Source organism: Photobacterium sp. 270122K (genome assembly GCF_059941365.1).
Genome location: NZ_JBPOEN010000004.1, coordinates 384,263 through 410,123, shown reverse-complemented (window position 1 = coordinate 410,123; position 25,861 = coordinate 384,263). Strand labels below are relative to the sequence as shown.

21 protein-coding genes are annotated in these 25,861 nt (G+C 50.8%); 16 read left to right on the top strand and 5 right to left on the bottom strand.

The genetic code is table 11. The features are described from left to right. The first annotated feature begins 5 nt into the window (after positions 1–5). The 3 genes from odhB to sucD all read left to right on the top strand — a co-directional run bounded on the left by odhB (position 6) and on the right by sucD (position 3,434). On the top strand, positions 6–1,220 hold the full coding sequence (odhB, locus tag ACSF8W_RS10270; RefSeq protein WP_500847236.1) for a 2-oxoglutarate dehydrogenase complex dihydrolipoyllysine-residue succinyltransferase: 1,215 nt from the start codon (positions 6–8) through the stop codon (positions 1,218–1,220). A gap of 175 nt (positions 1,221–1,395) precedes the next feature. Then, positions 1,396–2,562: an ADP-forming succinate--CoA ligase subunit beta gene (gene sucC, locus ACSF8W_RS10265; RefSeq protein ID WP_500847235.1), complete on the top strand. Its 1,167-nt coding sequence runs from the start codon at positions 1,396–1,398 to the stop codon at positions 2,560–2,562. Beyond that, positions 2,562–3,434 (top strand): succinate--CoA ligase subunit alpha, encoded by an 873-nt coding sequence (gene sucD, locus ACSF8W_RS10260; protein WP_500847234.1) that lies wholly within the window; start codon positions 2,562–2,564, stop codon positions 3,432–3,434. Before sucC ends, sucD begins: the two co-directional genes overlap by 1 nt. A 137-nt stretch (positions 3,435–3,571) precedes the next feature. On the opposite strand, the gene znuB is transcribed toward sucD, so the two are convergent. Together znuB and znuC are read right to left on the bottom strand one after the other, a co-directional pair. Further along, positions 3,572–4,357, bottom strand: coding sequence for a zinc ABC transporter permease subunit ZnuB (gene znuB / locus ACSF8W_RS10255; protein WP_500847233.1), 786 nt, complete (start codon positions 4,355–4,357; stop codon positions 3,572–3,574). After that, complete coding sequence (znuC, locus tag ACSF8W_RS10250; RefSeq protein ID WP_500847232.1) at positions 4,350–5,135, bottom strand: zinc ABC transporter ATP-binding protein ZnuC; 786 nt, start codon at positions 5,133–5,135, stop codon at positions 4,350–4,352. The genes znuB and znuC overlap by 8 nt, the downstream gene beginning before the upstream one ends. A 95-nt stretch (positions 5,136–5,230) precedes the next feature. Between znuC and znuA the strand changes: the two genes are divergently transcribed. The 5 genes from znuA to ACSF8W_RS10225 all read left to right on the top strand — a co-directional run bounded on the left by znuA (position 5,231) and on the right by ACSF8W_RS10225 (position 13,772). Next, positions 5,231–6,214, top strand: a complete 984-nt coding sequence (znuA, locus tag ACSF8W_RS10245; protein ID WP_500847231.1) for a zinc ABC transporter substrate-binding protein ZnuA — start codon at positions 5,231–5,233, stop codon at positions 6,212–6,214. Between the two features lie 350 nt (positions 6,215–6,564). After that, positions 6,565–10,299 carry a two-component regulator propeller domain-containing protein gene (locus tag ACSF8W_RS10240; protein WP_500847230.1) on the top strand — a complete coding sequence of 1,245 codons (3,735 nt, stop codon included), beginning with the start codon at positions 6,565–6,567 and terminating at the stop codon, positions 10,297–10,299. A 724-nt stretch (positions 10,300–11,023) separates the two neighbouring features. Then, positions 11,024–11,251, top strand: a complete 228-nt coding sequence (locus ACSF8W_RS10235) for a FeoA family protein (protein ID WP_500847229.1) — start codon at positions 11,024–11,026, stop codon at positions 11,249–11,251. Beyond that, positions 11,251–13,530 carry a Fe(2+) transporter permease subunit FeoB gene (feoB, locus tag ACSF8W_RS10230; RefSeq protein WP_500847228.1) on the top strand — a complete coding sequence of 760 codons (2,280 nt, stop codon included), beginning with the start codon at positions 11,251–11,253 and terminating at the stop codon, positions 13,528–13,530. The genes ACSF8W_RS10235 and feoB overlap by 1 nt, the downstream gene beginning before the upstream one ends. Beyond that, complete coding sequence (locus tag ACSF8W_RS10225) at positions 13,527–13,772, top strand: FeoC-like transcriptional regulator (RefSeq protein WP_500847227.1); 246 nt, start codon at positions 13,527–13,529, stop codon at positions 13,770–13,772. Before feoB ends, ACSF8W_RS10225 begins: the two co-directional genes overlap by 4 nt. An 82-nt stretch (positions 13,773–13,854) precedes the next feature. On the opposite strand, the gene ACSF8W_RS10220 is transcribed toward ACSF8W_RS10225, so the two are convergent. Further along, positions 13,855–14,286 (bottom strand): HIT domain-containing protein, encoded by a 432-nt coding sequence (locus ACSF8W_RS10220; RefSeq protein WP_500847226.1) that lies wholly within the window; start codon positions 14,284–14,286, stop codon positions 13,855–13,857. A gap of 272 nt (positions 14,287–14,558) precedes the next feature. Here ACSF8W_RS10220 and ACSF8W_RS10215 point away from each other — a divergent pair, with 272 nt between their 5' ends. Beyond that, entirely contained in the window at positions 14,559–15,164 is a 606-nt protein-coding gene (locus ACSF8W_RS10215) for a DUF924 family protein (RefSeq protein WP_500847225.1), read from the top strand. A gap of 139 nt (positions 15,165–15,303) precedes the next feature. Here ACSF8W_RS10215 and argS read toward each other — a convergent pair whose 3' ends face one another. Then, positions 15,304–17,034, bottom strand: a complete 1,731-nt coding sequence (gene argS / locus ACSF8W_RS10210; protein ID WP_500847224.1) for an arginine--tRNA ligase — start codon at positions 17,032–17,034, stop codon at positions 15,304–15,306. Between the two features lie 516 nt (positions 17,035–17,550). Between argS and ACSF8W_RS10205 the strand changes: the two genes are divergently transcribed. Then, positions 17,551–18,135, top strand: coding sequence for a VOC family protein (locus tag ACSF8W_RS10205; RefSeq protein WP_500847223.1), 585 nt, complete (start codon positions 17,551–17,553; stop codon positions 18,133–18,135). A gap of 201 nt (positions 18,136–18,336) precedes the next feature. Here the strand turns inward: ACSF8W_RS10205 and purU are convergent, their stop codons facing one another. Then, positions 18,337–19,170, bottom strand: coding sequence for a formyltetrahydrofolate deformylase (purU, locus tag ACSF8W_RS10200; protein ID WP_500847222.1), 834 nt, complete (start codon positions 19,168–19,170; stop codon positions 18,337–18,339). Positions 19,171–19,424: 254 nt separating this feature from the next. On the opposite strand from purU, the gene yoaA reads away from it, so the two are divergent. The 6 genes from yoaA to fadD all read left to right on the top strand — a co-directional run bounded on the left by yoaA (position 19,425) and on the right by fadD (position 25,807). Next, the gene (yoaA, locus tag ACSF8W_RS10195; RefSeq protein ID WP_500847221.1) at positions 19,425–21,383 is read left to right on the top strand and encodes a DNA repair helicase YoaA; all 1,959 of its coding nucleotides are present in this window, start codon (positions 19,425–19,427) and stop codon (positions 21,381–21,383) included. After that, positions 21,384–22,085, top strand: coding sequence for a tRNA (adenosine(37)-N6)-threonylcarbamoyltransferase complex dimerization subunit type 1 TsaB (gene tsaB / locus ACSF8W_RS10190; protein ID WP_500847220.1), 702 nt, complete (start codon positions 21,384–21,386; stop codon positions 22,083–22,085). It abuts the gene before it with no gap. 59 nt (positions 22,086–22,144) lie between these two features. Further along, complete coding sequence (locus ACSF8W_RS10185) at positions 22,145–22,438, top strand: hypothetical protein (RefSeq protein ID WP_500847219.1); 294 nt, start codon at positions 22,145–22,147, stop codon at positions 22,436–22,438. Positions 22,439–22,506: 68 nt separating this feature from the next. After that, positions 22,507–23,064 carry a Slp family lipoprotein gene (locus ACSF8W_RS10180; protein WP_500847218.1) on the top strand — a complete coding sequence of 186 codons (558 nt, stop codon included), beginning with the start codon at positions 22,507–22,509 and terminating at the stop codon, positions 23,062–23,064. 3 nt (positions 23,065–23,067) lie between these two features. Beyond that, positions 23,068–24,012 (top strand): alpha/beta fold hydrolase, encoded by a 945-nt coding sequence (locus ACSF8W_RS10175; protein WP_500847217.1) that lies wholly within the window; start codon positions 23,068–23,070, stop codon positions 24,010–24,012. A gap of 109 nt (positions 24,013–24,121) precedes the next feature. Beyond that, positions 24,122–25,807, top strand: a complete 1,686-nt coding sequence (gene fadD, locus ACSF8W_RS10170) for a long-chain-fatty-acid--CoA ligase FadD (RefSeq protein WP_500847216.1) — start codon at positions 24,122–24,124, stop codon at positions 25,805–25,807. Positions 25,808–25,861: the final 54 nt, after the last annotated feature.

Genomic DNA, 25,861 nt, shown 5'->3' with positions numbered 1-25,861 from the left:
CCGATATGACGATCGAAATTCTGGTTCCCGATTTACCTGAATCCGTTGCCGATGCAACCGTAGCGACTTGGCACAAGCAGCCAGGCGATGCTGTAACACGTGATGAAGTTCTGGTTGATATCGAAACAGACAAAGTGGTGTTGGAAGTACCCGCACCGGAAGATGGCATTCTTGAAGCAATTCTTGAAGCGGAAGGCACCACGGTTTTAACCAAGCAATTGATTGGCAAAATCAAAGCGGGTGCTGTCGCGGGTGAACCGACGCAAGATGTGCCGGCTGAGGCAGAAGCGTCCCCGAATAAACGCAATACCGCGGCATTGGGCGAAGAAACGAACGAAGCCTTGAGCCCAGCGGTACGCCGTTTGCTGAGCGAGCACGGTATTCAAGCGTCTGCGGTGAAAGGTTCAGGGGTAGGCGGTCGCATTACCCGTGAAGATGTGGAAGCGTTCGTGAAAGACGCAGCCCCAACGGCACCAGTGGCTGCACCGGTTGAAGCGAAAGTGGAAGCGCCTCTGGCACACCGTAGCGAAAAACGTGTGCCGATGACCCGTTTGCGTAAGCGCGTTGCAGAGCGTCTGCTTGAAGCGAAGAACAGCACAGCCATGCTGACGACGTTTAACGAAGTGAACATGAAACCGATCATGGATCTTCGTCAGCAATATAAAGACATTTTTGAAGAGCGCCACGGTATCCGTCTTGGCTTTATGTCTTTCTACGTGAAAGCCGTGGTTGAAGCGCTGAAGCGTTACCCAGAAGTGAATGCCTCTATTGATGGTGATGATATTGTTTATCACAACTTCTTTGATGTGAGCATTGCCGTGTCAACACCGCGTGGTTTGGTAACACCGGTACTGCGCGATTGCGACAAGCTAAGCTTGGCAGAAATTGAAAAAGGTATTCGCGAGCTAGCCATTAAAGGGCGTGACGGCAAACTAACGGTCGATGATTTGACCGGTGGTAACTTCACGATTACCAATGGCGGCGTCTTTGGTTCGTTGATGTCGACACCGATTATCAACCCACCACAGTCAGCGATCCTTGGGATGCACAAAATTCAGGACCGCCCAATGGCGGTAGACGGCAAAGTGGAAATTTTGCCTATGATGTATCTTGCGCTGTCTTACGATCATCGCTTGGTCGATGGCCGTGAGTCAGTGGGTTACCTAGTAACCATCAAGGACTTACTTGAAGATCCAACCCGTCTGCTATTGGATGTGTAATCGACTGGACGTGTAAGCACACACGTCGGTTATACCAACAGTAAGATGGCATCAAGGCCGGACAGGCTCAACGTTCGGTCTTGGTGGTACAGCAACAGTACATGAAGAGGAAATACCCAAGAGTATTTCATATGGATATAACAAGCCCCATTGGGGTATAAAATGGATAGAACATATGAATTTGCATGAATACCAAGCGAAACAGCTGTTCGCCGAGTACGGTTTACCTGTTCCTGAAGGTTACGCCTGTGATACGCCACAAGAAGCGGCAGAAGCAGCAGGGAAAATCGGCGGTGATAAGTGGGTCGTGAAATGTCAGGTCCATGCCGGCGGCCGCGGTAAAGCGGGCGGGGTAGAGCTGCACGACACCAAAGACGGCATTAAGACGTTTGCCCAAAAATGGCTAGGGAAAAACCTCGTCACGTATCAAACCGATGCCAATGGTCAACCTGTCAGTAAAATTCTGGTGGAAGAAGCCTCGAATATTGCCAATGAGCTCTATTTGGGGGCGGTTGTTGACCGTGCCACACAGCGTATCGTTTTCATGGCCTCGACAGAAGGTGGCGTGGAAATCGAGAAAGTGGCAGAAGAAACGCCAGAGCTGATCCACAAGGCTGCAATTGATCCGCTAGTGGGTCCACAGCCATACCAAGGTCGTGAATTGGCTTTCAAACTGGGTTTGAAAGGCGACCAAATCAAGCAATTCACTAAAATTTTCCTCGGATTGGCAACCATGTTTGCCGATTACGATCTCGCCCTGCTCGAAATTAATCCTCTTGTGGTAACCGGCGACGACGATCTTCTTTGCCTTGATGGCAAAATCAACATTGATTCCAACGCCCTGTATCGCCAGCCTAAGCTGCGTGAAATGCACGATGCCTCACAAGAAGATGAGCGTGAAGCCCATGCGGCACAGTGGGAACTGAACTATGTCGCGTTAGATGGCAGCATCGGTTGTATGGTCAACGGTGCGGGCCTTGCTATGGGGACGATGGATATCGTTAACCTGCATGGTGGCCAACCTGCCAACTTCCTGGATGTGGGCGGTGGCGCCACCAAAGAGCGCGTCACAGAAGCGTTCAAAATCATCCTATCAGACAGCAATGTAAAAGCCGTATTAGTGAACATTTTCGGCGGTATTGTGCGCTGTGATCTGATTGCAGAAGGCATTATCGGTGCGGTCGAAGAAGTGGGCGTAGAAGTGCCTGTCGTGGTTCGCCTCGAAGGTAACAATGCGGTACTGGGTGCCGAGACGCTGGCGAAAAGTGGTCTGAATATTATTGCTGCAACTTCCCTAACGGAAGCAGCGGAAAAAGTGGTTGCTGCTGCGGAGGGTAAATAATGTCTGTACTCATTAATAAAGACACCAAAGTGATCTGTCAGGGCTTTACGGGCGGGCAGGGCACATTCCATTCTGAGCAGGCGATTGCTTACGGCACACAAATGGTCGGTGGGGTATCGCCGGGCAAAGGCGGCACCACGCACCTTGGGCTTCCTGTCTTCAATACGGTACGTGACGCGGTTGAAGCAACAGGTGCCACTGCGACGGTGATTTACGTCCCTGCACCGTTCTGTAAAGACGCAATCTTAGAAGCGATTGATGCGGGTATTGAGCTGATTGTGACCATCACCGAAGGTATTCCAACGCTTGATATGCTGGATGTGAAAGTGCGTCTGGATGAAGCGGGCGTACACATGATTGGTCCTAACTGTCCGGGGGTGATTACGCCGGATGCCTGTAAGATTGGTATCATGCCTGGTCATATTCATAAGCCGGGTAAAGTGGGTATCGTTTCGCGTTCTGGTACCTTGACCTATGAAGCGGTGAAGCAGACCACGGATGAAGGCTTTGGCCAGTCAACGTGCGTCGGTATTGGTGGGGATCCGATCCCTGGTTCTAACTTCATTGATATTCTGGCGTTGTTTGAACAAGACCCAGAAACAGAAGCTATCGTGATGATCGGTGAGATCGGTGGAACCGCAGAAGAAGAAGCGGCCGCGTACATTAAAGATCACGTCACTAAGCCGGTTGTCTCTTACATTGCGGGGGTGACAGCGCCTCCGGGTAAACGTATGGGTCACGCGGGTGCGATCATTTCCGGTGGTAAAGGCACGGCAGAAGATAAATTCCAAGCACTGGAAGCGGCGGGTGTACGTACCGTGAAGAGCTTGGCTGATATCGGTAAAGCCTTGCGTGATGTCACGAACTGGTAAGCGACGGTTTATCACCGAGTATGAAAGACCATAAAAAAACCCGCCAATGGCGGGTTTTTGTTTTTCAGATCATCGCGTCTGTATTTGTGCCTGATGCGCAAGGGCTGAATAACTCAGGCACTCATTAACGCAAGGCGTTAAGCATCAGAGCGTTTAAACTGACTCAACATGAAAATGGCGGCTGCCGCGACAACGACCGAAGGGCCGGCAGGGGTATCGTAATGCCATGACATCGCCAAGCCACCAAACACCGAGAGAATACCGATAACAGAGGCCATTACCGCCATCACTTCTGGGCTGTGTGCAAAGCGTCGTGCAGTCGCAGCAGGGATAATCAGCAGTGACGTGATGATCAGCGCCCCGACGAACTTCATCGCCACGGCAATCACTAAACCGACCATCAGCATCAATAACAGACGCATTAAATCGACATTGACACCTTCAACTTGCGCCAAGTCTTCATTGATGGTCATCGACAAGAGCGGACGCCACAGCACAATGAGCATTGCCAGTGCAATCGCACCGCCGCCGTAAATCCAGTACAAATCATGCGTCGTGACAGCGAGCAGATCACCAAACAGGTACGACATTAAATCGATACGGACATTGTCGAGAAAGCTGACGGCCACTAAGCCCAGTGACAAGGCACTGTGCGCCAAAATACCGAGTAAGGTATCGGTCGCCACCACTTTTTGTTTTTGCAGGGTAACCAGAATTACCGCTAATACCAAACAGCAGATGATCAGCGCCAGGTTCAAATTAATATTGAACAGAAAACCTAGCGCGATGCCGAGTAACGAGGCGTGTGAAAGGGTATCGCCGAAGTACGCCATTTTTCGCCATACCACAAAGGAGCCTAACGGCCCCGCAAGCAGGGCGATCCCCACACCGGCAAGCAAAGCCGGTAATAAAAACTCAAGCATCGTGTTTCTCGTGTTGGTGATCGGTGTGATGATCATGCTGACAAGGGCCAATCGGGCTGCCTGACATGGCATGTTCATGATTGTGATGATGGTGGTACAGCGCCAGTTGCTCGGTTTGCTTGCAACCAAACAGCGCCACGTAGGATGGGTGGTTCGCAATGGTTTCAGGTTCACCGGAACAGCACACATGGTGTTGCAAGCAAATCACATTATCTGTTTTGGCCATCACCAAATGCAGATCGTGTGAAACCATTAAAATGGCACAATCAAGCGTATCCCGCAGTGATTGGATCAAACTGTACAGTTCCAGCTGGCCATTGACATCCACCCCTTGCACCGGCTCATCCAGCACCAAAAGGTCTGGTTTTTGCAGCAGGGCACGAGCCAGCAGTACGCGTTGCATTTCACCGCCAGAAAGGGAATGCATATTACTGTGTTGCAGGTGTTTACCGTTTACCATCTCTAGCGCTGTTAAGCGGTCGTCGTTGTTATAACGGCCAGCAAGACGCATAAAGCGGTCGACATTCAGTGGCATTGCGTTGTTAAGAGCAAGCTTTTGAGGGACGTAGCCGATACGTAGCCCTTTTTGGCGTAGCAATTTACCCGCCGAGATTTTTTGAAGTCCGGTAATGACTTTGACAAGGGTCGACTTGCCGGCACCGTTGGGGCCGATCAGGGTCGTGATTTGGCCCCGTTCGAGCTTGAGCGAGACTTGATCGAGCACATGGCGTTCGCCGAATGTGACGGTGACGGTTTGTAATTCAACTAAGGAAGTCATGGTTTCTTTGCTTTTGGGATTTGCCAAAGTGAGATGTTATAATATAACATCTTTGGCGTTGTTGTCATTCAGAACTATTTTTTTGGGGATCCATTATGCGCCGTTTACTTCTATCTTGCAGCTCGTTTGGCTTGTTATTTTCCTCTTATGTGCAAGCTGAAGCACCTAACGTGGTGACGACGGTGAAACCTTTAAGCATGATCGTCCAAGCGCTGACGAAGGATGTGACGACCAGTGACACCTTACTACCGACAGGTACCTCTCCCCATGATTATGCGTTACGCCCGTCGGATGCCCGCAAATTGCATGATGCTGATTTGGTGATTTGGGTGGGGCCAGAGCTAGAGCGTTTTTTGACGAAAATCCTTGATGGTCAGAGTAATGCGTTTGCTTTGACGGCGCAGAAGGGAATTGATTTTCGCCATTACGGTGAGCCAGAACAGGGTGATGAACATTCTGCTGGGGTGCATGATGAGCATGACCACCATGATGAAGACGCGCATGCTGACCATGACCATGGCCATGAGCACAGCGACGAGGCGCACGGCCACAACCATGATCATCATGGGATTGATCCGCACGTATGGCTAGGGCCAGAAACGGCGTTGCAAGCGGCTAATGTGATCACGCAAAAACTGATCGCGTTGGATCCAAGCCATAAAGCGCAATACCAAGCGAATTTGCACACCTTTAATGGTGAAGTGAACGTGGCGGTGAAAGAGATTGAGCAGTCACTGAAGCCACTGAAAGAAAACGGCTACTTTGTCTTTCACGATGGCTACGGCTACTTTGAAGACCAATTTCAGTTGAACAATTTAGGCCACTTTACGGTCGAGCCGGATCGTCGTCCGGGGGCAAAAACCTTGATTAACATTCGCGCTTCGCTGAAAGATGCCCAAGCGAAGTGTGTGTTCAGTGAGCCTCAGTTTACGCCGGCGGTGGTTAACAGCGTGGTACGCGGCACTGATGTGAAAGTGGGCGTGTTGGACCCAATGGCCACAGATATTCAGGAAGGCGCTGACGGTTACCCGCAGTTCTTACGCCAACTTGGTCAACGCTTTGCGTCGTGCCTACAATAACGCGGCGATTGTGTTGCGTGCCTAATTAGCTTGACACCCGCCATGTCGTCAACAACATGGCGGCGTGTCAAAAAAACAAGGCGTCAATTTGTAATAAATCGCTGACGTAAAAGCATTTTTAATACTAATTTTTGTGTGTAAAACGTACGTTGGTACGTTTTTTTATGCATCCTGCCTCATTTTATAAATGCCAACTTATATTCAATGCCCTGATATTGCATAATGAGCCTATATTCTTATGGCTCTGGTTGTGGTGTATTTCAACGGCTATGTTTAAACGGTTTACGGCTTCCATTGTATTATCGCTCCTGCTCTTATTGATCGGGGGGCGTGCTTTTGCATCCACGCCTTTGTTTTATCCTTTACCGGTTGAAAAACCGGGGGGGATGGTTGTCGCCAGTAAAATACTGCAAGATACGCAACGCGGTTTGTGGATCGTCGATGTGCAAGGGACGTTATATTTTTATGATGGACTCACCCTTAAATTGGCCCTTGATAGCCAAGGGCACGCCATTGATAACGTGCAAGATGCAGCCATGGCCGGTTCGAAGCTATGGTTGGTGAGGGGCGATGATGCCTATTACTACGCACCGGCGACCACTGAACTATTGCGTCTGACTATTAGCCAAATACCGATGGAATACGTTGCCAGTCAAGGTGATACCATTTGGTTTGCCAGCCGGCGTGGCGTGTACAAGATGCAGGAAAATGATTTACAGCCCGCCTTTATCCCTTTCCAACACCCGTTGAAGCTCAGAGGATTACACATCGAGGGATCCTCTGTGTTTGTCGCCGCACAAAGTGGCGTGTATGAGTTACCTTCTGCCGATCAAACGGTCTTTCAAAAACGCTTTCCACAGCAACATATCACCGATGTCTTTCTTGATACCCAAGGCACCATGTGGTTTGCCTCGTTGAATGGGCTATTTAAAGGGCGTGATGGTAAGCCTGTTGAGTTCATTGGCGGCCGTTTTGACCTGCCCGTCTCGACGTTACAGCAAACAGATAAGACATTGTGGGTAGGCTCGAAGCACGGGTTGTTTTCTATCGATCTCGAGACGCAGCAACAGCGGCAATATTTGCCGTCTAAGCACAATGATTATGCGTTGCCGGGACAGCGTATCTTGGACTTAGAGCGTGATAAAGCGGGGGGCTTATGGATCTCGACTGAAGAGGGGATCAGTTATCTTCCTCAAGGAACAGAACTCTTTAACCGGGTGCGATTTGGCGGTGACGTCGATCAAATCAAGGCACACCGCATTAATGATGTTGTGTATACCAGTGATGGCAGTTATTGGCTGGCGACGGATAACGGTTTGTTCGAGTTGTCATCGTCACTGGAAATCCTACGCCATGAACCCACGTTAGGCCATGTTGATAAAATCAGTGTCTGGCAGCAAGAACTGTGGTTGCTGGCCGATAAGACGGTGCGGGTGTATTCACGCAAAACGCATACCTGGCGCCCCCTTGCGTTACCGCATGGCTCTGCTGATCACGCCATTACCAGCTTAAAAGTGGATCATTATGGTTCGCTATGGTTGGGTATGAGATCGCAGCTTTATCGCTATTGGCCGGATACCCAAGAGTGGATCTCATTTGGCCAGCATTGGCTGAAAGATCCGATGGGTGATGAAAGCGTCACCGTGATCTATGAAGACAGCGAATACCAGATTTGGGTAGGAACGGATTATGGTTTGTACCAGTTTGAAGCGGGCCACCTATACCTCGTCAACAATACCGCATCACAAGGCGGCGTGCGTGATCTGTATGAGGATCGCATGGGCCAACTTTGGATCGCCCATCATTACGGCTTACAGTACTCCCAAACGTTATCGCCACTGTCGTTGCAACCGATCTCGCTCTTAGGTGGGCGAGCATACCCCTTCTGTATTGTGGGCGATAATAATGGGGTGTGGGTCAGTACCACGAGTGGCTTGAGCTATTTATCCTTTAATGCCCATCAAAGACGTCACTTCACGGACACCGAAGGGTTAGTGCCCAATGAATTTGCCGATCAGATGTGCCAGCGAAGCGATACCGGCAGGTTGTTATTCAGTAGCCGCGAAGGGTTGGTACAGATTGAGCCTCGTACTTTATTAAGCAGCAAAACAGCCATCGCGCCCTTGGCGCTGAGCGAAGTGCGGGTGAACAATACGCTGCATCAGTTGGGGGGACTGGCGAGTGAACCCTTACTGTTGCCGTATGGTGCCATGGCGAGTTTTGAATTCAATATCACTGCACTGAAAGGGCAGCCGCATTTTGATTACCGAGTGGTGAACGAAAGCAATGTCCCAACGGAGTGGACAACCATTAATAGCCGTTTTTTGTTATTGGAACCGTTGTCGCCGGGTAATTATTTGCTCGAAGTGAAAGATAGCCTGTTTGATGGCGGTGAAGTGGTGCGTTATCCCTTCAGTGTTGAGCGTCCTTGGTTCTTATCGACGTTCTTGATCAGCGGTGTGCTATTGGTGCTAGGGGGTATCGTGCTGACGACATTGTACTGGCGAAGTCGCACATTCAATGAGCAAAATCAGCAGCTTAAACAAGCGGTATACCAGAAGACGGCTAAAATCGAATTGCAGAAAAAACAGCTCAATGCGAGCAATATGCAGTTGCAGCGTATTTTGGAAATTCGTCAGAATTTGATGGCGCAATTGTCGCATGAATTACGCACGCCGCTGAGTCTAGCGCAGGGTATGTTGGCAGGGTTGAAAGAAAAGCTTCCTCCAACGAGCCAGTTAGAGGTGGTGGAGAAAAATATCGCACATTCTTTGCATGTGGCCGAGCAGCTGTTGTCGTGTGATGCATTGGCATTGATTGAGCCGGATAAACGTTGTGAACAACGTGTCGCCCCCATTATTCAGGCTTGCTGCATCAGTTGGCAGGTTGAAGCGGAGAAAAAGCAAATAGCCCTGTGTTTGGAAGACAGCACCGCGAAGGTCAGCGTGTTCTTGGCACCGTATCACCTTGAAATCATGCTAGGGAACTTGCTGTCTAATGCCTTGAAATACACCGATCGTAAAGGCGGTATCACCGTCAATGTGCGTGAAATGAAATCTCAGTTGGTTATCTCGGTGAGTGACACAGGACGCGGGATGACGGAAGAAACCAAGGCCCACTTATTCGAAAGTTATTATCAGGAAGAGCCGATATTCAGTCCGGAGGCCGGATTTGGGTTGGGACTGAGTACAGTCAAACAGCTGGTGGAGTTGTATGAAGGCGACATTTCGGTGATCAGTTACCAAGGGGTCGGCAGTGAATTCATTATCCGCCTGCCGATTTATCGCTCGGAGATCCATGGGCTCGATAATGCCTTAGAGGCCGTGGATGCGTCGGAAACCAAACTGAAAATTTTGATTGCCAGTGCCGATACGTCACAAAAAGAGACATGGTCATCGCTACTGAATGCTGACTACCAGTTGCACTTTGTGGCGGATGGCTATGATGCATTGATCGCCATGCAGGATCATGCCCCCGAGATGTTGATTGCCGATTTGCACCTGCCGGGATTAACCGGGACGCAGCTGTTACAACGTTTGGCGGAGGAGTTGCCTTTCGATTATCAACCAAGACTGATCTTGGTCACGGAAGGCGATGAGGTGGATCACGGTGAAGTCTTGATGGCCGGATGGGCGCATGCAGTGTTGACCAAGCCGTTAGATACCAGTCAAGCCTTTGTCGCGGTCAGCCGCTTGCTGCACAGCCTGAAAGAGGCGATAACAGACGGTAATGAAGAAGCCGTTGATACGGTTTGGCGTGACAGTGTAAAGGCGCTAGTGGCCGCGCATTTCCATCATCCAGACTTTGGTACATCTGCCGCAGCCAAGGCGTTGTTCATGTCAGAGCGCAGTTTACAACGTAAGTTTAAACAAGAGTTTGGGATAGCCTTTAAAGACTATGTGACCCAGTTCCGTTTCACCCAAGCGGCGTTGATGCTCAAGCAAGGGGATCGGGTGGCGGATGTCGCCTTGGCCTGTGGGTTTAACGATCCGTCGTACTTCAGTGTTCGATTTAAAACGCATACTGGACAAACCCCCACGCAGTTTGCCAGCGGATTTGTGAATCAGGACGCCGAACAACGCTGAGCGGTCTATTGACGTAAAGCGCGATGACAGAAAATCACAATTGAAAAGCCCAGCCTTAGCCGCTGGGCTTTTTTGTTTGTGAGTATGTAAGGTATTGAGTGTCGAGTTGCGGGTTATGAATGCGAAGATCGCGCTTAGAGGTGTAGCACTACAGGTTGCGGATTTTTGGCATGGGTGAGGGTATTCACGGCGTTGTTGGGTAGCGTACAGGGGGTAGCCCAACAGAGACGGTGTTTTGTTGTATTGAGGGATTCGGTTGAGAAAGCGGAGAAAAAAAATGACGTGATATGGTCTCTCGACCATATCACGGGTACCAAAGGCACCTTCGCTTGCTGCTGGTTAGTGGGGGAACCACCAACCATTGGAATGGGGTCTATCATCGAGCATGTCCACTGCATGAACTGCTCTCCAATTCGATAGTGTTTATATTAACGTTATCTGAGAGGGAGGGTGATTAAATTGCCGCCAGTTCACTGTGATTTCTCGCCATATTTCATCATCCCCGAATAAGAGTGACGTTTAATTGACGTTAATATTGTCAAATGCGTTGATATGAAACTTATTTGCAACAATACGCAGCAATAATGCGAACATTGTCAATAACGTAAACAATGATCCCATTAATGGGGTCTATTAATTGATTTAAAACAAGATGAAATATGTTTCAATCTGTAACAATGTTAAAGGTAATGCTAATTATTCTTATTTAAGGTGGCAATTAAGAATGAAACTCTCAGAAATGTCATGTGGTGCAGAAGGGGTAGTGACCGGTATGTCCGGCCTTGCGGCTGCAACGCGTAAAAAATTGATGGTGATGGGGGTATTGCCCAATACGCCTATCAGTGTTGTGCGTGTCGCGCCCTTGGGCGACCCGCTTCAGGTGCGAGTGCGTGGCGTTGATCTTGCGTTACGTAAGACACTGGCGGATAGCATTGATGTGGAGTTGAAGTAATGCAGTACAACATCCTTACGGTGGGCAACCCAAACAGCGGTAAAACCACACTTTTTAATGGCTTGACCGGTGCCAAACAACAGGTCGGTAACTGGGCTGGTGTGACGGTTGAGAAGAAAACCGGTCACTATGAGTGTGCGGGTGACCATTTTGCGCTAACCGATTTACCCGGAATTTATAACCTGGACAGCGCGAACGATGCGAACAGTTTGGATGAAGCCATTGCATCACGTGCGATTTTAACCACCGCCGCGGATGTGATCATCAACGTTGTGGATGCGTCTTGCCTTGAGCGTAGTCTGTACATGACGTTGCAACTGCGTGAGCTGGGCCGCCCAATGGTGGTCGTGCTGAACAAGATGGATGTGCTGGAACGCCAGCGTCAGGTGTTGGATGTGAAAGGCTTGGAAAAAGCACTGGGTTGCCCCGTGATGACCTTGTCAGCCCATCACTTGAAGCAAGTGGAAGCCTTCAAAACGCACTTGCATAAAATGTTGGCGCAAGGCATTGCTGTGCATGATCTGTCTTTGGATTACGGTGATGCGTTTGAGCAAGCGATCACGCAGCTTGAGCCATTAGTCAGCGATACCGAGCTGAAGGCGCGGGCGCAAGCGATCCGTATTCTGGAAAATGACACGTTAGTGATCCGCACATTGTCAGATGCGGATCAAACCATAGCCTGTGCCGTTCGTAGCCAGCTGATGGATCAGGTCGACCCAGATGTCCAAGTGGCGGATGTGCGTTATAGCTATCTGCATGCGCTGTGTCAGAAAGTCCGTCGTCAGGAAGGTAAATTAAGCCGTAGCCTGAGCGATAAAATTGATTCGGTATTATTACATCGTGCTTTTGGTATCCCCTTTTTCTTCGTTGTGATGTACCTGATGTTCATGTTCTCCATCAACATTGGTAGCGCGTTCATTGATTTCTTTGATATCAGTGTCGGTGCGATCTTGGTTGATGGTGGGCACTACTTAATGGATGGCCATCTGCCCGTTTGGTTGGTGACCGTGTTAGCCGATGGTATTGGTGGTGGTATTCAGACCGTCGCGACCTTTATTCCTGTGATTGCCTGCCTGTATTTGTTCTTGGCGATGCTGGAAAGCTCGGGTTATATGGCGCGTGCCGCGTTTGTGCTCGACAAAGTGATGCAAAAGATCGGCCTGCCAGGAAAAGCGTTTGTCCCATTGGTACTGGGCTTTGGCTGTAACGTACCGGCTATCATGGCCACGCGTACACTAGAGCAAGAGCGTGAGCGTAAGCTTGCGGCGGCCATGGCCCCGTTTATGTCATGCGGTGCCCGTTTACCTGTGTATGCGCTGTTTGCGGCGGCCTTCTTCCCTGAAAGCGGCCAGAATGTGGTGTTTGGCCTGTACCTACTCGGTATTGCCGCCGCAGTGATGACCGGCTTGATCCTGCGTCATACGCTCTACCCGGGCAGTAGCGACAGCTTCATTATGGAGCTGCCGGATTATGAATTGCCGACGATGCGTAACGTGGGGATCAAAACCTGGCAGAAGCTGAAGCGATTCGTGCTCGGTGCCGGTAAAACGATTGTCGTGGTGGTGGCGATATTGAGCTTCTTCAACTCACTGGGTACCGATGGATCGTTCGGGAACGAAGACAGCGCGAACTCCGTCCTGTCGAAAGCAGCACAGGTGGTGACACCGGTATTGGCGCCGATCGGCGTGAATGCCGATAACTGGCCAGCGACGGTTGGTATCATTACTGGTATCTTTGCCAAAGAAGCGGTTGTGGGTACCTTGAACAGCCTGTACTCGCCGGCAGAAGAAGAAAACGGCGGTGAATACGATTTGATGGCGAGCTTGCAAGAAGCGGTGAGCTCAATCGGCGCGAACCTGTCTGATATTAATTACTCTGATCCACTGGGTATCACGGTCGGTGAGTTAAAGAATTTGGACGAGGCAGCGGAAGAGCAAGCAGTTGATGCTTCGTTGTTTGGGAATATTCAGGCCCACTTTGTGAGTTCTGCGGCTGCCATGGCCTACTTGATCTTCATTTTGCTGTACACACCGTGTGCGGCGGCGATGGGGGCGTACGTGCGTGAGTTTGGTCAGAAGTTTGCGGCATTTATTGCCGGTTGGACCATGTTGCTGGCGTATACGTTTGCGACGTTGTGGTACCAAGTGGCGCACTTTATGGATCACCCCGTCACCAGTATGTTGTGGATCGGCTTCTTTGTTCTGTTGAATATTGGTTTGATCGTGATATTTAAGCATCAAGGTCGAAAACAAGCACAAACATTGGTGACCGCATTATGATTTTACAGCAGCTAAAACAGTATATTGAACAACAAGGACGCATTAGCCGTTCGTCATTGGCACACCATTTTGGGATGTCAGAAGACGGTGTGGAAGCGATGTTGGATATCTGGATCCGTAAGGGAAAGATTGGTCGAGAACTGATTGGCTGCAGCAGCGATGGCTGTTGCCAAAGCGCCAAAGACATTTGGTACCGTTGTCTGCAAGATAACGAACTGTCTGTCACCGTGATGCGTAGTTAACGCTTCTCTCTGTATGGAAAAGGCAACCTTCGGGTTGCCTTTTTTATATATGGTCTTTTTGCGCCAGTTTCATCTGCGCAGATTAAGCCGGAATGAAAAAGCCGTCAGTATGGCTAAGCTCCGCCTGTAACTCTTCGGCGAGTGCTTGCTGCAAGGCCTCGCTGCGCTGTGTGCCATCCGTATTTCCCCATACCGGCCCCGGCCAAGCAATGTCAGACTGAAAACGCGCGATATGGTGTACGTGCAACTGTGGTACCAAGTTACCCAATGCGCCGATGTTGATTTTGTCCGCTTGGTAATCGTTTTCGAGTAGGGCGGCTACTGTGCTGGATTCACGCATCAGTTGGCACTGTTCCTCGTGTGACAGGTGGTGAATTTCAGTCAGGGCGTCTTTGCGTGGCACCAAAATTAACCATGGCCCCAAGGCTTCTTTCGACAGAAGCACCTGACAAAGTGGAAAGTTGCCCAGTACCGTGGTATCTGCGGCCAGTCTCGGATGGAGTGTAAAGTGCATCGTAATATTCCTAAATTGTATTATTCAGCTCACAGGCTGGGACATTACTCCCTACGGGTATCGCAGGGTGGGTTAGGATATAACAGTCAGGAACTGCATGGATGTCAGTAAGATAGTGTGATTAAAGGACAGTAGCAATATTTTCTCCTTTTTAGCGAGGAGTATTTGCTACGGGTATAAGTATGGATGATGCAGAGGCTGGTATTGGCCGTTTCTCAAACGTTAACCGGTAAGGTATCGATTAGCGTGATTTCAAGGTAAGGAGCATGCTTATGACAACAGAATATCAAGAGGTGTTGGACTTTTGGTTCGGTGACATGAATAACGACACCCCACTTTCTGACCGTCATGCACTGTGGTTTAAAGGGGATGTGGAAACAGACGCGTTGATTGCGCAGCGTTTTCAGCATTTGGTGAGTCTGGCGGGTTCAGGGGCGCTCAGTCATTGGGGGACGTCACCGAAAGGCAGTCTGGCATTGATCATCTTGCTCGACCAATTTACCCGTAATATCTACCGTGGGTTGAGTGCCGCTTTTCGTTACGATGCACTGGCATTGGCGTTGTGTCGTCGCGGGCTGGCAAAGAATCAAGATTTGCAATTAACGCCCATTGAGCGGGTGTTTTTCTATTTACCGTTGGAGCATTCTGAAGCAATAGAGGATCAAGAAGAAGCCGTGTTTCGTTTTGAGCGCCTGCGCCAAGGAGTGACATCTGAAGAGGCTGAAATCTTTGATGGTTTCTATCAGTATGCTGTTAGCCATCATGATGTCGTGAAACGGTTTGGGCGCTTTCCACATCGCAATGCCGTGTATGGGCGTCTGTCGACGGAAGAAGAGTTGCATTGGTTACTGAAAGGCGGTCAGCGTTTTGGCCAGTGAGGCAAAACAGTGTCAGTGCGAAATCAGTGATTGTTGGATGCCGTGAATGCTCGATGGATACCGGTGGCTGAAAAAGAAAAAAGCCTTCTCACAAGAGAAGGCTTTTGTTTTTGATCGCTTTGAGGGCGTCAGTAATAAATTACATACGCTCTAGGGTTTCAATACCCAGTAGATCAAGACCTTGTTTGATGGTCTTCGACGTCAATAGCGCCAGTTTCAAGCGGCTTTGCTTCACGGCTTCTTCTGCGTTCAGGATCGGACAGGCTTCGTAGAAGCTTGAGAAGATACCCGCTAGCTCGAACAGGTAAGCACACATTAGGTGTGGTTGACCTTCACGCGCCACTGACTGTACCGCTTCTTCAAACTGAAGCAGTTTAGATAGCAGTACTTGCTCTTTCTCGTCGTTAATCACAACAGGATGAGTCAGGTCTGCCAGTTCAACATTCGCACGCTTGAAGATAGACGCAACACGGGTGTAAGCATACTGCATGTACGGTGCAGTGTTGCCTTCAAACGCCAGCATGTTATCCCAATCGAAGATGTAGTCTGTGGTACGGTGCTTAGACAGATCTGAGTATTTAACCGCCGCCATCGCCACAGTTTTCGCAATGTTTGCTTTTTCTGCTGCGTCTAGCTCAGGGTTTTTCTCTTCAATCAGCTTGTTTGCACGCTCTTCTGCTTCATCCAAGAGATCAGCAAGACGAACCGTACCGCCAGCACGGGTCTTAAATGGACGACCATCTTTACCCAGCATCATACCGAATGCGTGGTGCTCAAGAGATACGCTCTCTGGCACATAACCCGCTTTACGTACGATAGACCAAGCCATCATCAGGTGCTGATGCTGACGTGAGTCGATGAAGTACAGTACGCGATCAGCATGCAGCTGCTCGTAACGGTATTTAGCACACGCGATGTCCGTGGTGGTGTACAGGAAGCCACCATCACGCTTACGGATGATAACGCCCATTGGCTCACCATCTTTGTTCTTGTACTCATCCAAGTAAACAACCACTGCGCCATCGCTTTCTACTGCTAGACCTTTTTCTTCAAGATCAGCAACGATGCCAGGCAGCATGTCGTTGTACATGGACTCGCCCATCACGTTGTCGTTCGTTAGCGATACGTTCAGACGGTCATAGTTACGCTGGTTTTGTACCATAGTAACGTCAACCAACTTGCGCCACATTTCAGCACAGAACGCGTCGCCGCTTTGCAGTTTCACCACATAGTTACGAGCACGAACAGCAAATTCTTCATCTTCATCGTAAAGTGTCTTTGATTCGCGGTAGAACGCTTCAAGATCAGACAGCTCCATCGACACTTCACCCGAGGCTTTCTGTACACGCTCAAGGTTTGCGATAAGCATACCGAACTGTGTACCCCAGTCACCCAGGTGGTTAGCACGGATCACGTTGTGACCAAGGTGCTCAAGCGTACGTACAACGGCATCACCGATGATGGTTGAACGTAGGTGACCCACGTGCATCTCTTTCGCCACGTTTGGCGCAGAGTAGTCGACGACGATGGTTTGTTGTGCTTCTTTTTCAACGCCAAGACGTTCGTCAGCCAGTGCAGCTTCTGCTTGCTCTGCCAACCACGTTTTGCTTAGGAAAATATTGATAAAGCCAGGGCCGGCAATTTCTACTTTCTCAGCAATGCCGTCTAGGTCAAGTTGATCAATGACTTTCTGTGCGAATTCGCGAGGGTTCGTCCCTAGCTGCTTGGCAACGCCCATTACACCGTTTGCTTGGTAGTCACCAAACTGGACTTTTGCCGATTGGCGGACCGCAGCTGGACTTCCAGCAGGGGCGCCAGCGGCTTCTAGCGCCTGAGAGACTTTATCATTAATGAGTGCTTGAATATTCACACGCTTATCCTTTAAATCGTTCGTTACGCCCGTCGATGCCGGCGAGGCAAAAGCGTCAATCTATCCAAGTATAACCGTCAAAAATAGTCACGAGCACCGGCCTATACAAGATAGTCCATGAGGGCTTTTTTAAAACGTGAGTATTTTTGACGGGGCCGCCTCGCAAAGGAGGAGGTAGGGCATCTTGAATACATTGCTTGCATTGCCCTAATCATACCCACAATTTTAGGTCGTTTGGCAAGGTATAAAGATGATAGTTGATGAATTTTTTTTATTGCCCGTCAACGTACAAACCGCGAGCCATCACAGAGCAGAAAAGGGCTGGGGGGCATGAGGCGGTGAACAAGGTGGATGAGAAAAACTATCTTGGAGAGTGAGTTGTTAATCGCGTTGAAAACTAACACGCTTTCTGCGGGGGACAAACGATAGTCAGAGCGCCGTCGGATGACGCTTTCTTTTCTGATGAAATTGTATAATTATGCGCAAAAGTCAACGGGCCGAAAGGGGAGTCACGGTATGCAAGTATTAGAAAAAAAGGGGCTGCTTCCGGCGCAAATGCTGGCGCAATTGCCAGCCTTCATGGCCAAAATCGACGCATTGGCGGCCGAGTTAGGGCTGACGCTCACGGCGTATCAAGCGGATCATATCGCGTTACGGGTGAACGATCGCGAACAAGCGCAAGCGCTGCATCAAGCGTGGTTGGCCTACGGTGAGGAATGGTCAAACAATGAAATCAATGGCCGTCCGATCATCGTGATTGGTTTCCATGAGCCGCTCAAGGTGGGGGCGTGGACCATTGAAGCATTGGAACTGCCGTACCCGGGGGATAAACAGTATCCGCAAGAAGGCTGGGAACATGTGGAGTTTGTGATCCCGTCTGACGTGAATGACACGGATAGCCTAAAAACCGTGTTGGATGAGACGTTCCCGACGTTAGCGTGGGATCGTTTGAAGGCGCAAGGGATCAAAGTGAAAGCGAGTTCTCCCTCGGGAGAGCACGAGCGTTTGGCCAACCCGACGTATGCGTTCAAAAAAGACGGTGTGTGCATCAAACTGCACCCGTGTTCACTGAAAGCCGTGATTGCCAGCGAAAACGCGTAATCTAGGTTGTGCTTGGTGGGGCTATGGTATAGCACGGGAAAAGCACAGGTAAAACGTAGACCAAAAAATAGCGCGAGGCATTGCTTCGCGCTAAGTTGTTGTACGATCCTGCTCGAACCTCGAACCTCGAACCTCGAACCTCGAACCTCGAACCTCGAACCTCGAACCTCGAACCTCGAACCTCGAACCTCGAACCTCGAACTAGAGAATCACCGTCCGGTTGCCATACACGAAGACGTGATCGTCAACCACCAGACCGAGCGCCTTGCTCAATACGGATTTTTCCACATCTCGACCGGCTTTCGCCATATCTGCCGCACTGAAGGTGTGATCCACCGGGGAAATGTCTTGGGTGATGATCGGGCCTTCATCCAGATCATTGGTAACAAAGTGGGCAGTCGCCCCGATGATTTTCACCCCACGCTCAAAGGCTTGCTGGTACGGTTTTGCCCCGATAAAGGCCGGCAGGAAGCTGTGGTGAATGTTGATGATTTTATTGGGGAATTGCGCGACAAAGTTCGGCGTCAGAATACGCATGTATTTGGCCAGCACCACGTAATCCGGTTGGTATTGCTTCACGGCAGCCAGTAATTGCGCTTCGTGCTCATCGCGGCTCAGCCCTTCGTGGCTGACGTGATGGAACGGCACATCAAATTTCTCAGACAGATTACCCAATGTGTCATAGTTACCGACAATGGCGGCGATCTCGAGATCCAGCGAGCCATCAAAGGCTTTCACCAGAATATCCCCCAAGCAATGGGCTTCTTTGGTTACCATGATCACAATGCGTTTGCGCTCAGAGCTGATCAGGCGACGGCGGCTGTTCTCTGGCAAGGCGCGATCCAGATCCGCCAAAAAGGTACTGTCATTGAAGTAACCTTCCAGTTCGGTGCGCATAAAAAACTGGTTATTGCCGTGATCCACAAACTCGCGATTGTGAATAATATTGAGTTGGTGTTTATAACAAATATTGGTGATTTTGCTGATCAACCCCATGTTATCTTTGCAATCGGTCAGCAGCGTTTTCTTTTCCATGTACTCTTCCTTGAGATGATAGGCCGATAAGCCCTTACCCCATTATGTACCTCGCATTCTTAGCAAGGTCAAAAGGTTTCTGGATCAAAGAAAAGCGTGTTTTATCGCCGCACCGTTGCAAGGTGGTGTGAGAGCGGAAGAGGGCGTCACCGGAGAGAAACCGATCACAGCCGGGCAAGCACCGAATTAATCGTGGTCGCCTAACGGGAATATTGGCATAATGTGGCGCTTATTTCCTGTATGTTCTGATTGCGATGATAGCCAAGTTTTTTGCCGCCGGTGGCGCGCTCGATAAAGCCATTCCTGGGTTTCAGGCTCGCCAACCACAGATCGACATGGCTGAGGCGGTGGCGGATGCCATTCAGTCGCAAACCCAGTTGGTGGTCGAGGCAGGTACCGGTACCGGTAAGACCTTTGCCTATTTAGTGCCGGCCTTGGTCAGTGGCAAGAAAGCCATTATTTCCACGGGCTCCAAGAACTTACAAGAGCAGCTTTTTCACCGTGATTTGCCCCTAATGACCAATGCGCTGGGCTTTACTGGCCGCGTGTCGTTATTAAAAGGGCGCGCGAACTATTTGTGTGTTGACCGTTTGAGTCGTCAGATCGCAGAAAGCCACGGTGTGCATAGCGATCCCACCTTGCTGAGTCAGCTAGTGCAAGTCAGACACTGGTCCTCTTCCACGAAAACAGGCGATTTGGGCGATTGTGAAGCGATTGCCGAAGACAGCCCGGTGTTGCCGATGGTGACGTCCACCAATGACAACTGTCTGGGACGTGAATGTCCGTCTTATGATGAATGCTTCGTGGTGAAAGCCCGTCGTCGCGCCATGGAAGCTGATGTGGTCGTGGTGAACCATCACCTTTTCCTTGCGGACTTAGCGATCAAAGAAACCGGGTTTGGTGAATTGATCCCCGAGGCCGATGTGTTCATTTTTGATGAAGCCCACCAAATGCCAGATATTGCCAGCCAATATTTCGGCCAGAGCCTGACCAGTCGCCAAATCCAAGAGCTCGCCAAAGATGTGGAAATCGGTTATCGGACCGAAGCCAAAGACATGCGCCAATTACAGAAAACGGCGGATCGTTTGTATCAAGCCGCGGCTGACATGCGTATTGTGCTGGGCGAACCGGGATTTCGCGGTAACTGGCGTGAAGCCATTACCAGTCCGGCTATTCAGCGAGAAATCACCCGATTAACCGATGCCTTGGATCTGACCCACGAAGTGCTGAAGTTGGCGCTGGGGCGCAGCCAACTATTGGACACCGCGTTTGAGCGCGCAACGCTGCTGAAGGCACGTTTGCAGCGTGTGTGTGATACCAGCATTACCGGTTATTCTTATTGGTATGAATGTACGCCGCGTCACTTTAGTTTGCACATCACGCCGCTGTCGGTGGCTGAAAAATTTCATGAGCAAATGACCCAACAGGGCGGCGCATGGATCTTCACATCAGCCACCTTGGCCGTGAATGACGATTTCAGCCATTTCAGCCAACGTTTGGGGTTGACCCCGAAGCAGCAGTTTTCGCTAGAAAGCCCGTTTGATTACCAGCAGCAAGCCTTGTTGTGTGTGCCACGCTTTTTGCCAGAGCCCAATAGCATGGGGATTGCTGATCGCTTGGTCGACATGTTGGCGCCGTTGATTGAGCGCAATAACGGTCGCTGTTTCTTTTTGTGTACCTCACACCAGATGGTGCGGGACTTGGCCGAAGGCTTCCGTGCAAAGTTGGATTTACCCGTGTTGGTACAAGGGGAAACCACCAAACAGAAGCTGTTAGCGGAATACTTAGAGCGTGGTGATGCCTTGCTGGTGGCCACCGGTGCCTTCTGGGAAGGGGTCGATGTTAGAGGCCAAGCCCTAAGCTGTGTTATTATCGATAAATTACCGTTTACTGCACCGGATGATCCGTTGCTTAAAGCGCGAATAGAAGATTGCCGCCTGCGCGGTGGTGATCCGTTTGCACAAGTCCAAATTCCTGATGCGGTGATCACCTTGAAGCAGGGGGTTGGGCGTTTGATCCGAGACAAGAAAGACAAAGGTGTTTTGGTGATTTGTGACAACCGATTAGTGACGCGTCCGTATGGCGCAGTCTTTTTACGTAGTCTGCCGCCTATTCCTCGCACACGCGATGTGGAAGGCGTTGGGCAGTTTTTATCTTCCATCGACGGTGATCACACACCGAATGATTGCGAAGAACAGCATTCAGAGGCTTGAATGAGCAACACAATCCTTGCAGTGGATACTGCCACAGAAAATTGTTCCGTAGCCCTTCTGATGGGCGATGAGGTGATCTCTCGCTGTGAATATGCACCGCGTGAACACACGATCAAAATCCTTCCAATGGTGGACGCCGTACTGGCCGAAGGCGGTATTAGCCTGACACAGCTGGACGCATTGGCGTTTGGTCGTGGTCCAGGTAGCTTTACCGGCGTGCGTATCGGTATCGGCATTGCACAAGGGTTGGCGTTTGGCGCTGATCTGCCGATGCTGGGTGTGTCCACTTTGGCCGCGATGGCACAAGGGACGTACCGTGCGCACCAAGCCGACCGCGTGATGGCGGCCATTGATGCCCGTATGGACGAAGTGTACTGGGGTCAATACATCCGTCAGGCAGACGGTGACTGGGCGGTAGAAGGTGGCGAGATCGTTGTGAAGCCTGTGGAGTTGGTGACTCAACTTCAGGGTGAAACCGGCCGCTGGTTCACGGCCGGTACAGGTTGGGAAAGCTATGCTGAAGCCTTATCGCAATTGCCTGCGGAATTAGTACAAGGTACTGTTCTTTATCCGGATTCAGCGGATATGGTACACTTGGCCAAATACGCTTTCGCCCGTGGTGAAGCGGTGTCTGCCGAACACGCGAGCCCGGTGTATGTCCGTGATACCGTGACGTGGAAGAAGTTGCCAGGTCGCGAATAAGCGCGTTGGATGGATGCCGTGCCACGTGCACGGCATCGTGACTGTTCAGGGAGTTTTTCATGGTATCTATTCAGCGCCTCCCCGTTACCCTTACACCATCATCCTCTCCATCAAAAGCGAAACCGTCGCAGAGTCCGGTCACGCTGGACGTTACGCCTCAGCCGGTAGCGGTTAGCGCGCGTACGCCGATGATGGCGGCCGATCCCGCGCAGTTTGAAGCGGCACATGCCCGTGTTCAGTATGATCAACCTGTCGGTAAACACCGTGAAGCGTTAGCGTCATACATGGGGGTCATGCATCAACAGCAACGTGATGATTTGTCCGCTTTGGTCGGGGTGGATCTTTACGTGTAAGCGGCATCATGAAAAGAGGCGACACGCAGGCACTTGTATGCTTCTTCATCAGTTGACAGGGGGTGTGAATGTTTAGAATGCTATTTGTTGGGTTGCTTGCCGGGAGTATGGTAGGCTGCGCGGCGGTACCTGAGAGTCTACGTACCGAGAGCGATAACCCACTGACAGATATTACGTTAGTCGCACAACATCAGGCCGAGTCACCGACAACACAGCCTGAGGTGCGGTTAGGCGGTGTGATTGCCAGTGTGCGAAATGGTGAGCAGGCAACACGCGTCGAAATTGTGTCGCTGCCTCTCTCTGCTTCCGGTAAACCCACGTTAGGGGTCACCCCCGAGCAGCGCTTTATCGCCTATATCGATGGGTTTGTTGAGCCGATGGCTTATCACCCGGGACGTTTGATTACCGTTGCGGGACATGTCACGGGACAAGAACGTGGCACCGTGGGGGAATATGCGTATACGTACCCGGTTGTGACGGTATCAGGCAGTCAACTGTGGCAGGTCAAAAAAGAAATTTGGCTGACAGAGACGAGCCCTTTACCACCGTGCTGGGGGCTGTATTGCTCACCGCATCGCGGCACCGTTTTTTCGCGGGGCGAAGTGAGAGAGCGTGTCACCGAATAAAGCATGAGGTCCACGGTAACGATGCACCACATTGAGATCCCGATAGCAGGCTCGCATTTAGCGGGCTTGTGTTCGTTTACACCGCCGGATTTTTCTGAACACGCGGTGAGTGTGGCATTGCCGACGGACAAACCGTTGTTGATCATGCTGCACGGGTGGCAAGACAACGCTGCCAGTTTCACACCGTTATTTCCTGCCTTGGCAGCGCATTTTTCGGTGCTCGCCATGGATTGGCCGGGACATGGGCTTTCGCCTCATCGTGCGGTCGATAATTTCTCTCATTTTGTCGACTATGTGGATGACTTGGCCCAAGTGATGTCAGCGTTAACGGCCCCTGATGGGACGTTGCCGCGTGTGATCCTGACGGGTCACTCGCTCGGTGCCTTAGTCGCGGTGTGTTATGCTGCAGCCTTCCCTGAGCAGGTAGAACGCTTGGTGTTGATTGAAGGGCTGGCCCCGTTATCGGAGCCACCGACGCAAGCGGCTGAGCGATTACGGCAAGGTATCATGAGTCGGCAACGTTTTCGTCAGCGTGCCCAGCACCGTTTGTCACGGTCGATGGCTACGTTTGAACAAGCGCTGGCATTACGCTGCCATGTGAACCATTTATCGGCCGAACAGTTACGTCCCATCGTGACGCGGGGTGTGTATGAAGCCCACGGCCGCTGGTGGTGGCGACATGATCCGCGGTTGCGTTGTGATTCGCTCTATCGCATGGGAAGCGAGCATGCACAGGCGTTAGCGCGTGCAGTTAGCGCCCCGATATTATCGATTGTGGGTCATCACGGGTACCCACATTGGAAACTCAGCCACGCTGCGCAGCAGCATTGGCCATCACTCATTCAGCATGAGGTGACAGGTGGGCACCATTGTCATCTGGAAAGTCCTCATGCGGTGACTGAACAGATTTTGTTGTTCAGTTCAAAAATAAAGAAACTGATCGGTTAAGGTCAGTGTTACTTGTAGGTTCATTGTGCTGTAATTGTCTGAATTGACAGTAAATGCCGATCCCGTTATCGCACATTGGCACCAAGCTACATTAATAGGAGAATGCAACGTGGATAAGGTTTGGCTTAACCGCTATCCGGAAGATGTACCGGCTGAAATCTCACCGGATCAATATCCGTCATTAGTTGAAATGTTTGAGCAGTCGGTACAGAAGTATGCTGACCAAACGGCATTTATCAACATGGGGCAGGTCATGACCTTCCGCAAGCTGGAAGAGCGTAGCCGTGCCTTTGCCGCTTACCTGCAAAACGAACTGCGTTTGCAGAAAGGCGACCGCGTGGCGGTGATGATGCCGAACCTGTTGCAATACCCGATTGCACTGTTCGGTATTCTTCGTGCCGGTTGTGTGGTGGTGAACGTGAACCCGTTGTACACCCCGCGTGAACTTGAGCATCAGCTGAATGACTCCGGTGCCAAAGCGATTGTCATCGTGTCAAACTTTGCGCACACGCTAGAAAGCATCGTGAAAAACACTGGTGTGCAGCACGTGGTGTTGACCAGCTTGGGTGATCAACTTTCTCGCCCGAAAGGCACGTTAGTGAACTTCGTGGTGAAGTACATCAAGAAAATGGTACCGAAATACCATTTGCCGCATGCGACATCGATGCGTATGGCGCTGCGTAAAGGCCGCCGTATGCAGTACGTGAAACCGTTCATGAACGGTAACGATGTCGCGTTCTTGCAGTACACTGGCGGCACAACCGGTGTTGCCAAAGGCGCCATCCTGAGCCACCGCAACATGCTGGCGAACGTGATGCAAGCCAAAGGCGCATACGGTCCAGTACTGACGGAAGGCCGTGAGCTGATTGTGACGGCGTTGCCGCTGTATCACGTGTTTGCGTTGACCGTTAACTGTTTGTTGTTTGTCGAGATGGGCGGTCGCAATTTGCTGATCACCAACCCGCGTGACATTCCGACATTTGTCAAAGAGCTACAGCGTTACCAATTTACCGCGATTACCGGTGTGAATACCCTGTTTAATGCGCTGGTGAACAATGCCGACTTCCGTAATGTGGATTTCAGCCAACTTCGCTTGTCAGTGGGCGGCGGCATGGCCGTACAGCGCGCAGTAGCAGAGAAATGGAAGCAGATCACCGGTAACTACTTGTTGGAAGGCTATGGCTTGACCGAGTGTTCCCCGCTGGTTGCCGCGTACCCGTACGATTTGGTTGACTATAATGGCTCTATCGGCCTGCCTGTGCCTTCAACAGAAGTACGTATGGTGGACGATGAAGGTAACGTGCTAGGCTATGATCAAGTGGGTGAATTGCAGGTTCGTGGCCCGCAGGTGATGCAAGGCTATTGGCAGCGTCCGGACGCGACTGATGAAGTGTTGACGAAAGACGGCTGGTTATCGACCGGCGATATCGTCCGCTTTGACGATGAAGGCTTCTTGCATATTGTCGACCGTAAGAAAGACATGATTTTGGTGTCAGGCTTTAACGTTTATCCGAACGAGATTGAAGACGTCGTGGCATTGCACGGTAAAGTCTTGGAAGTCGCCGCGATCGGTGAACCGCATGAAGTGTCTGGCGAAATCGTGAAGATCTGTGTGGTGAAGCGTGATGACAGCCTGACCCGTGAAGAGTTGTTGAGTCACTGTCGTGAGCACCTGACAGGGTATAAGATCCCGAAAATTGTTGAGTTCCGTGAGGAATTACCGAAAACCAACGTCGGCAAGATCCTTCGCCGCGCGTTGCGTGAAGAGCCTCAACAACCTACTCAGGACGCGTGATCGCATCACGTAACGAGAATTATCCAATGCCGGCGTTATGCCGGCATTTTATTG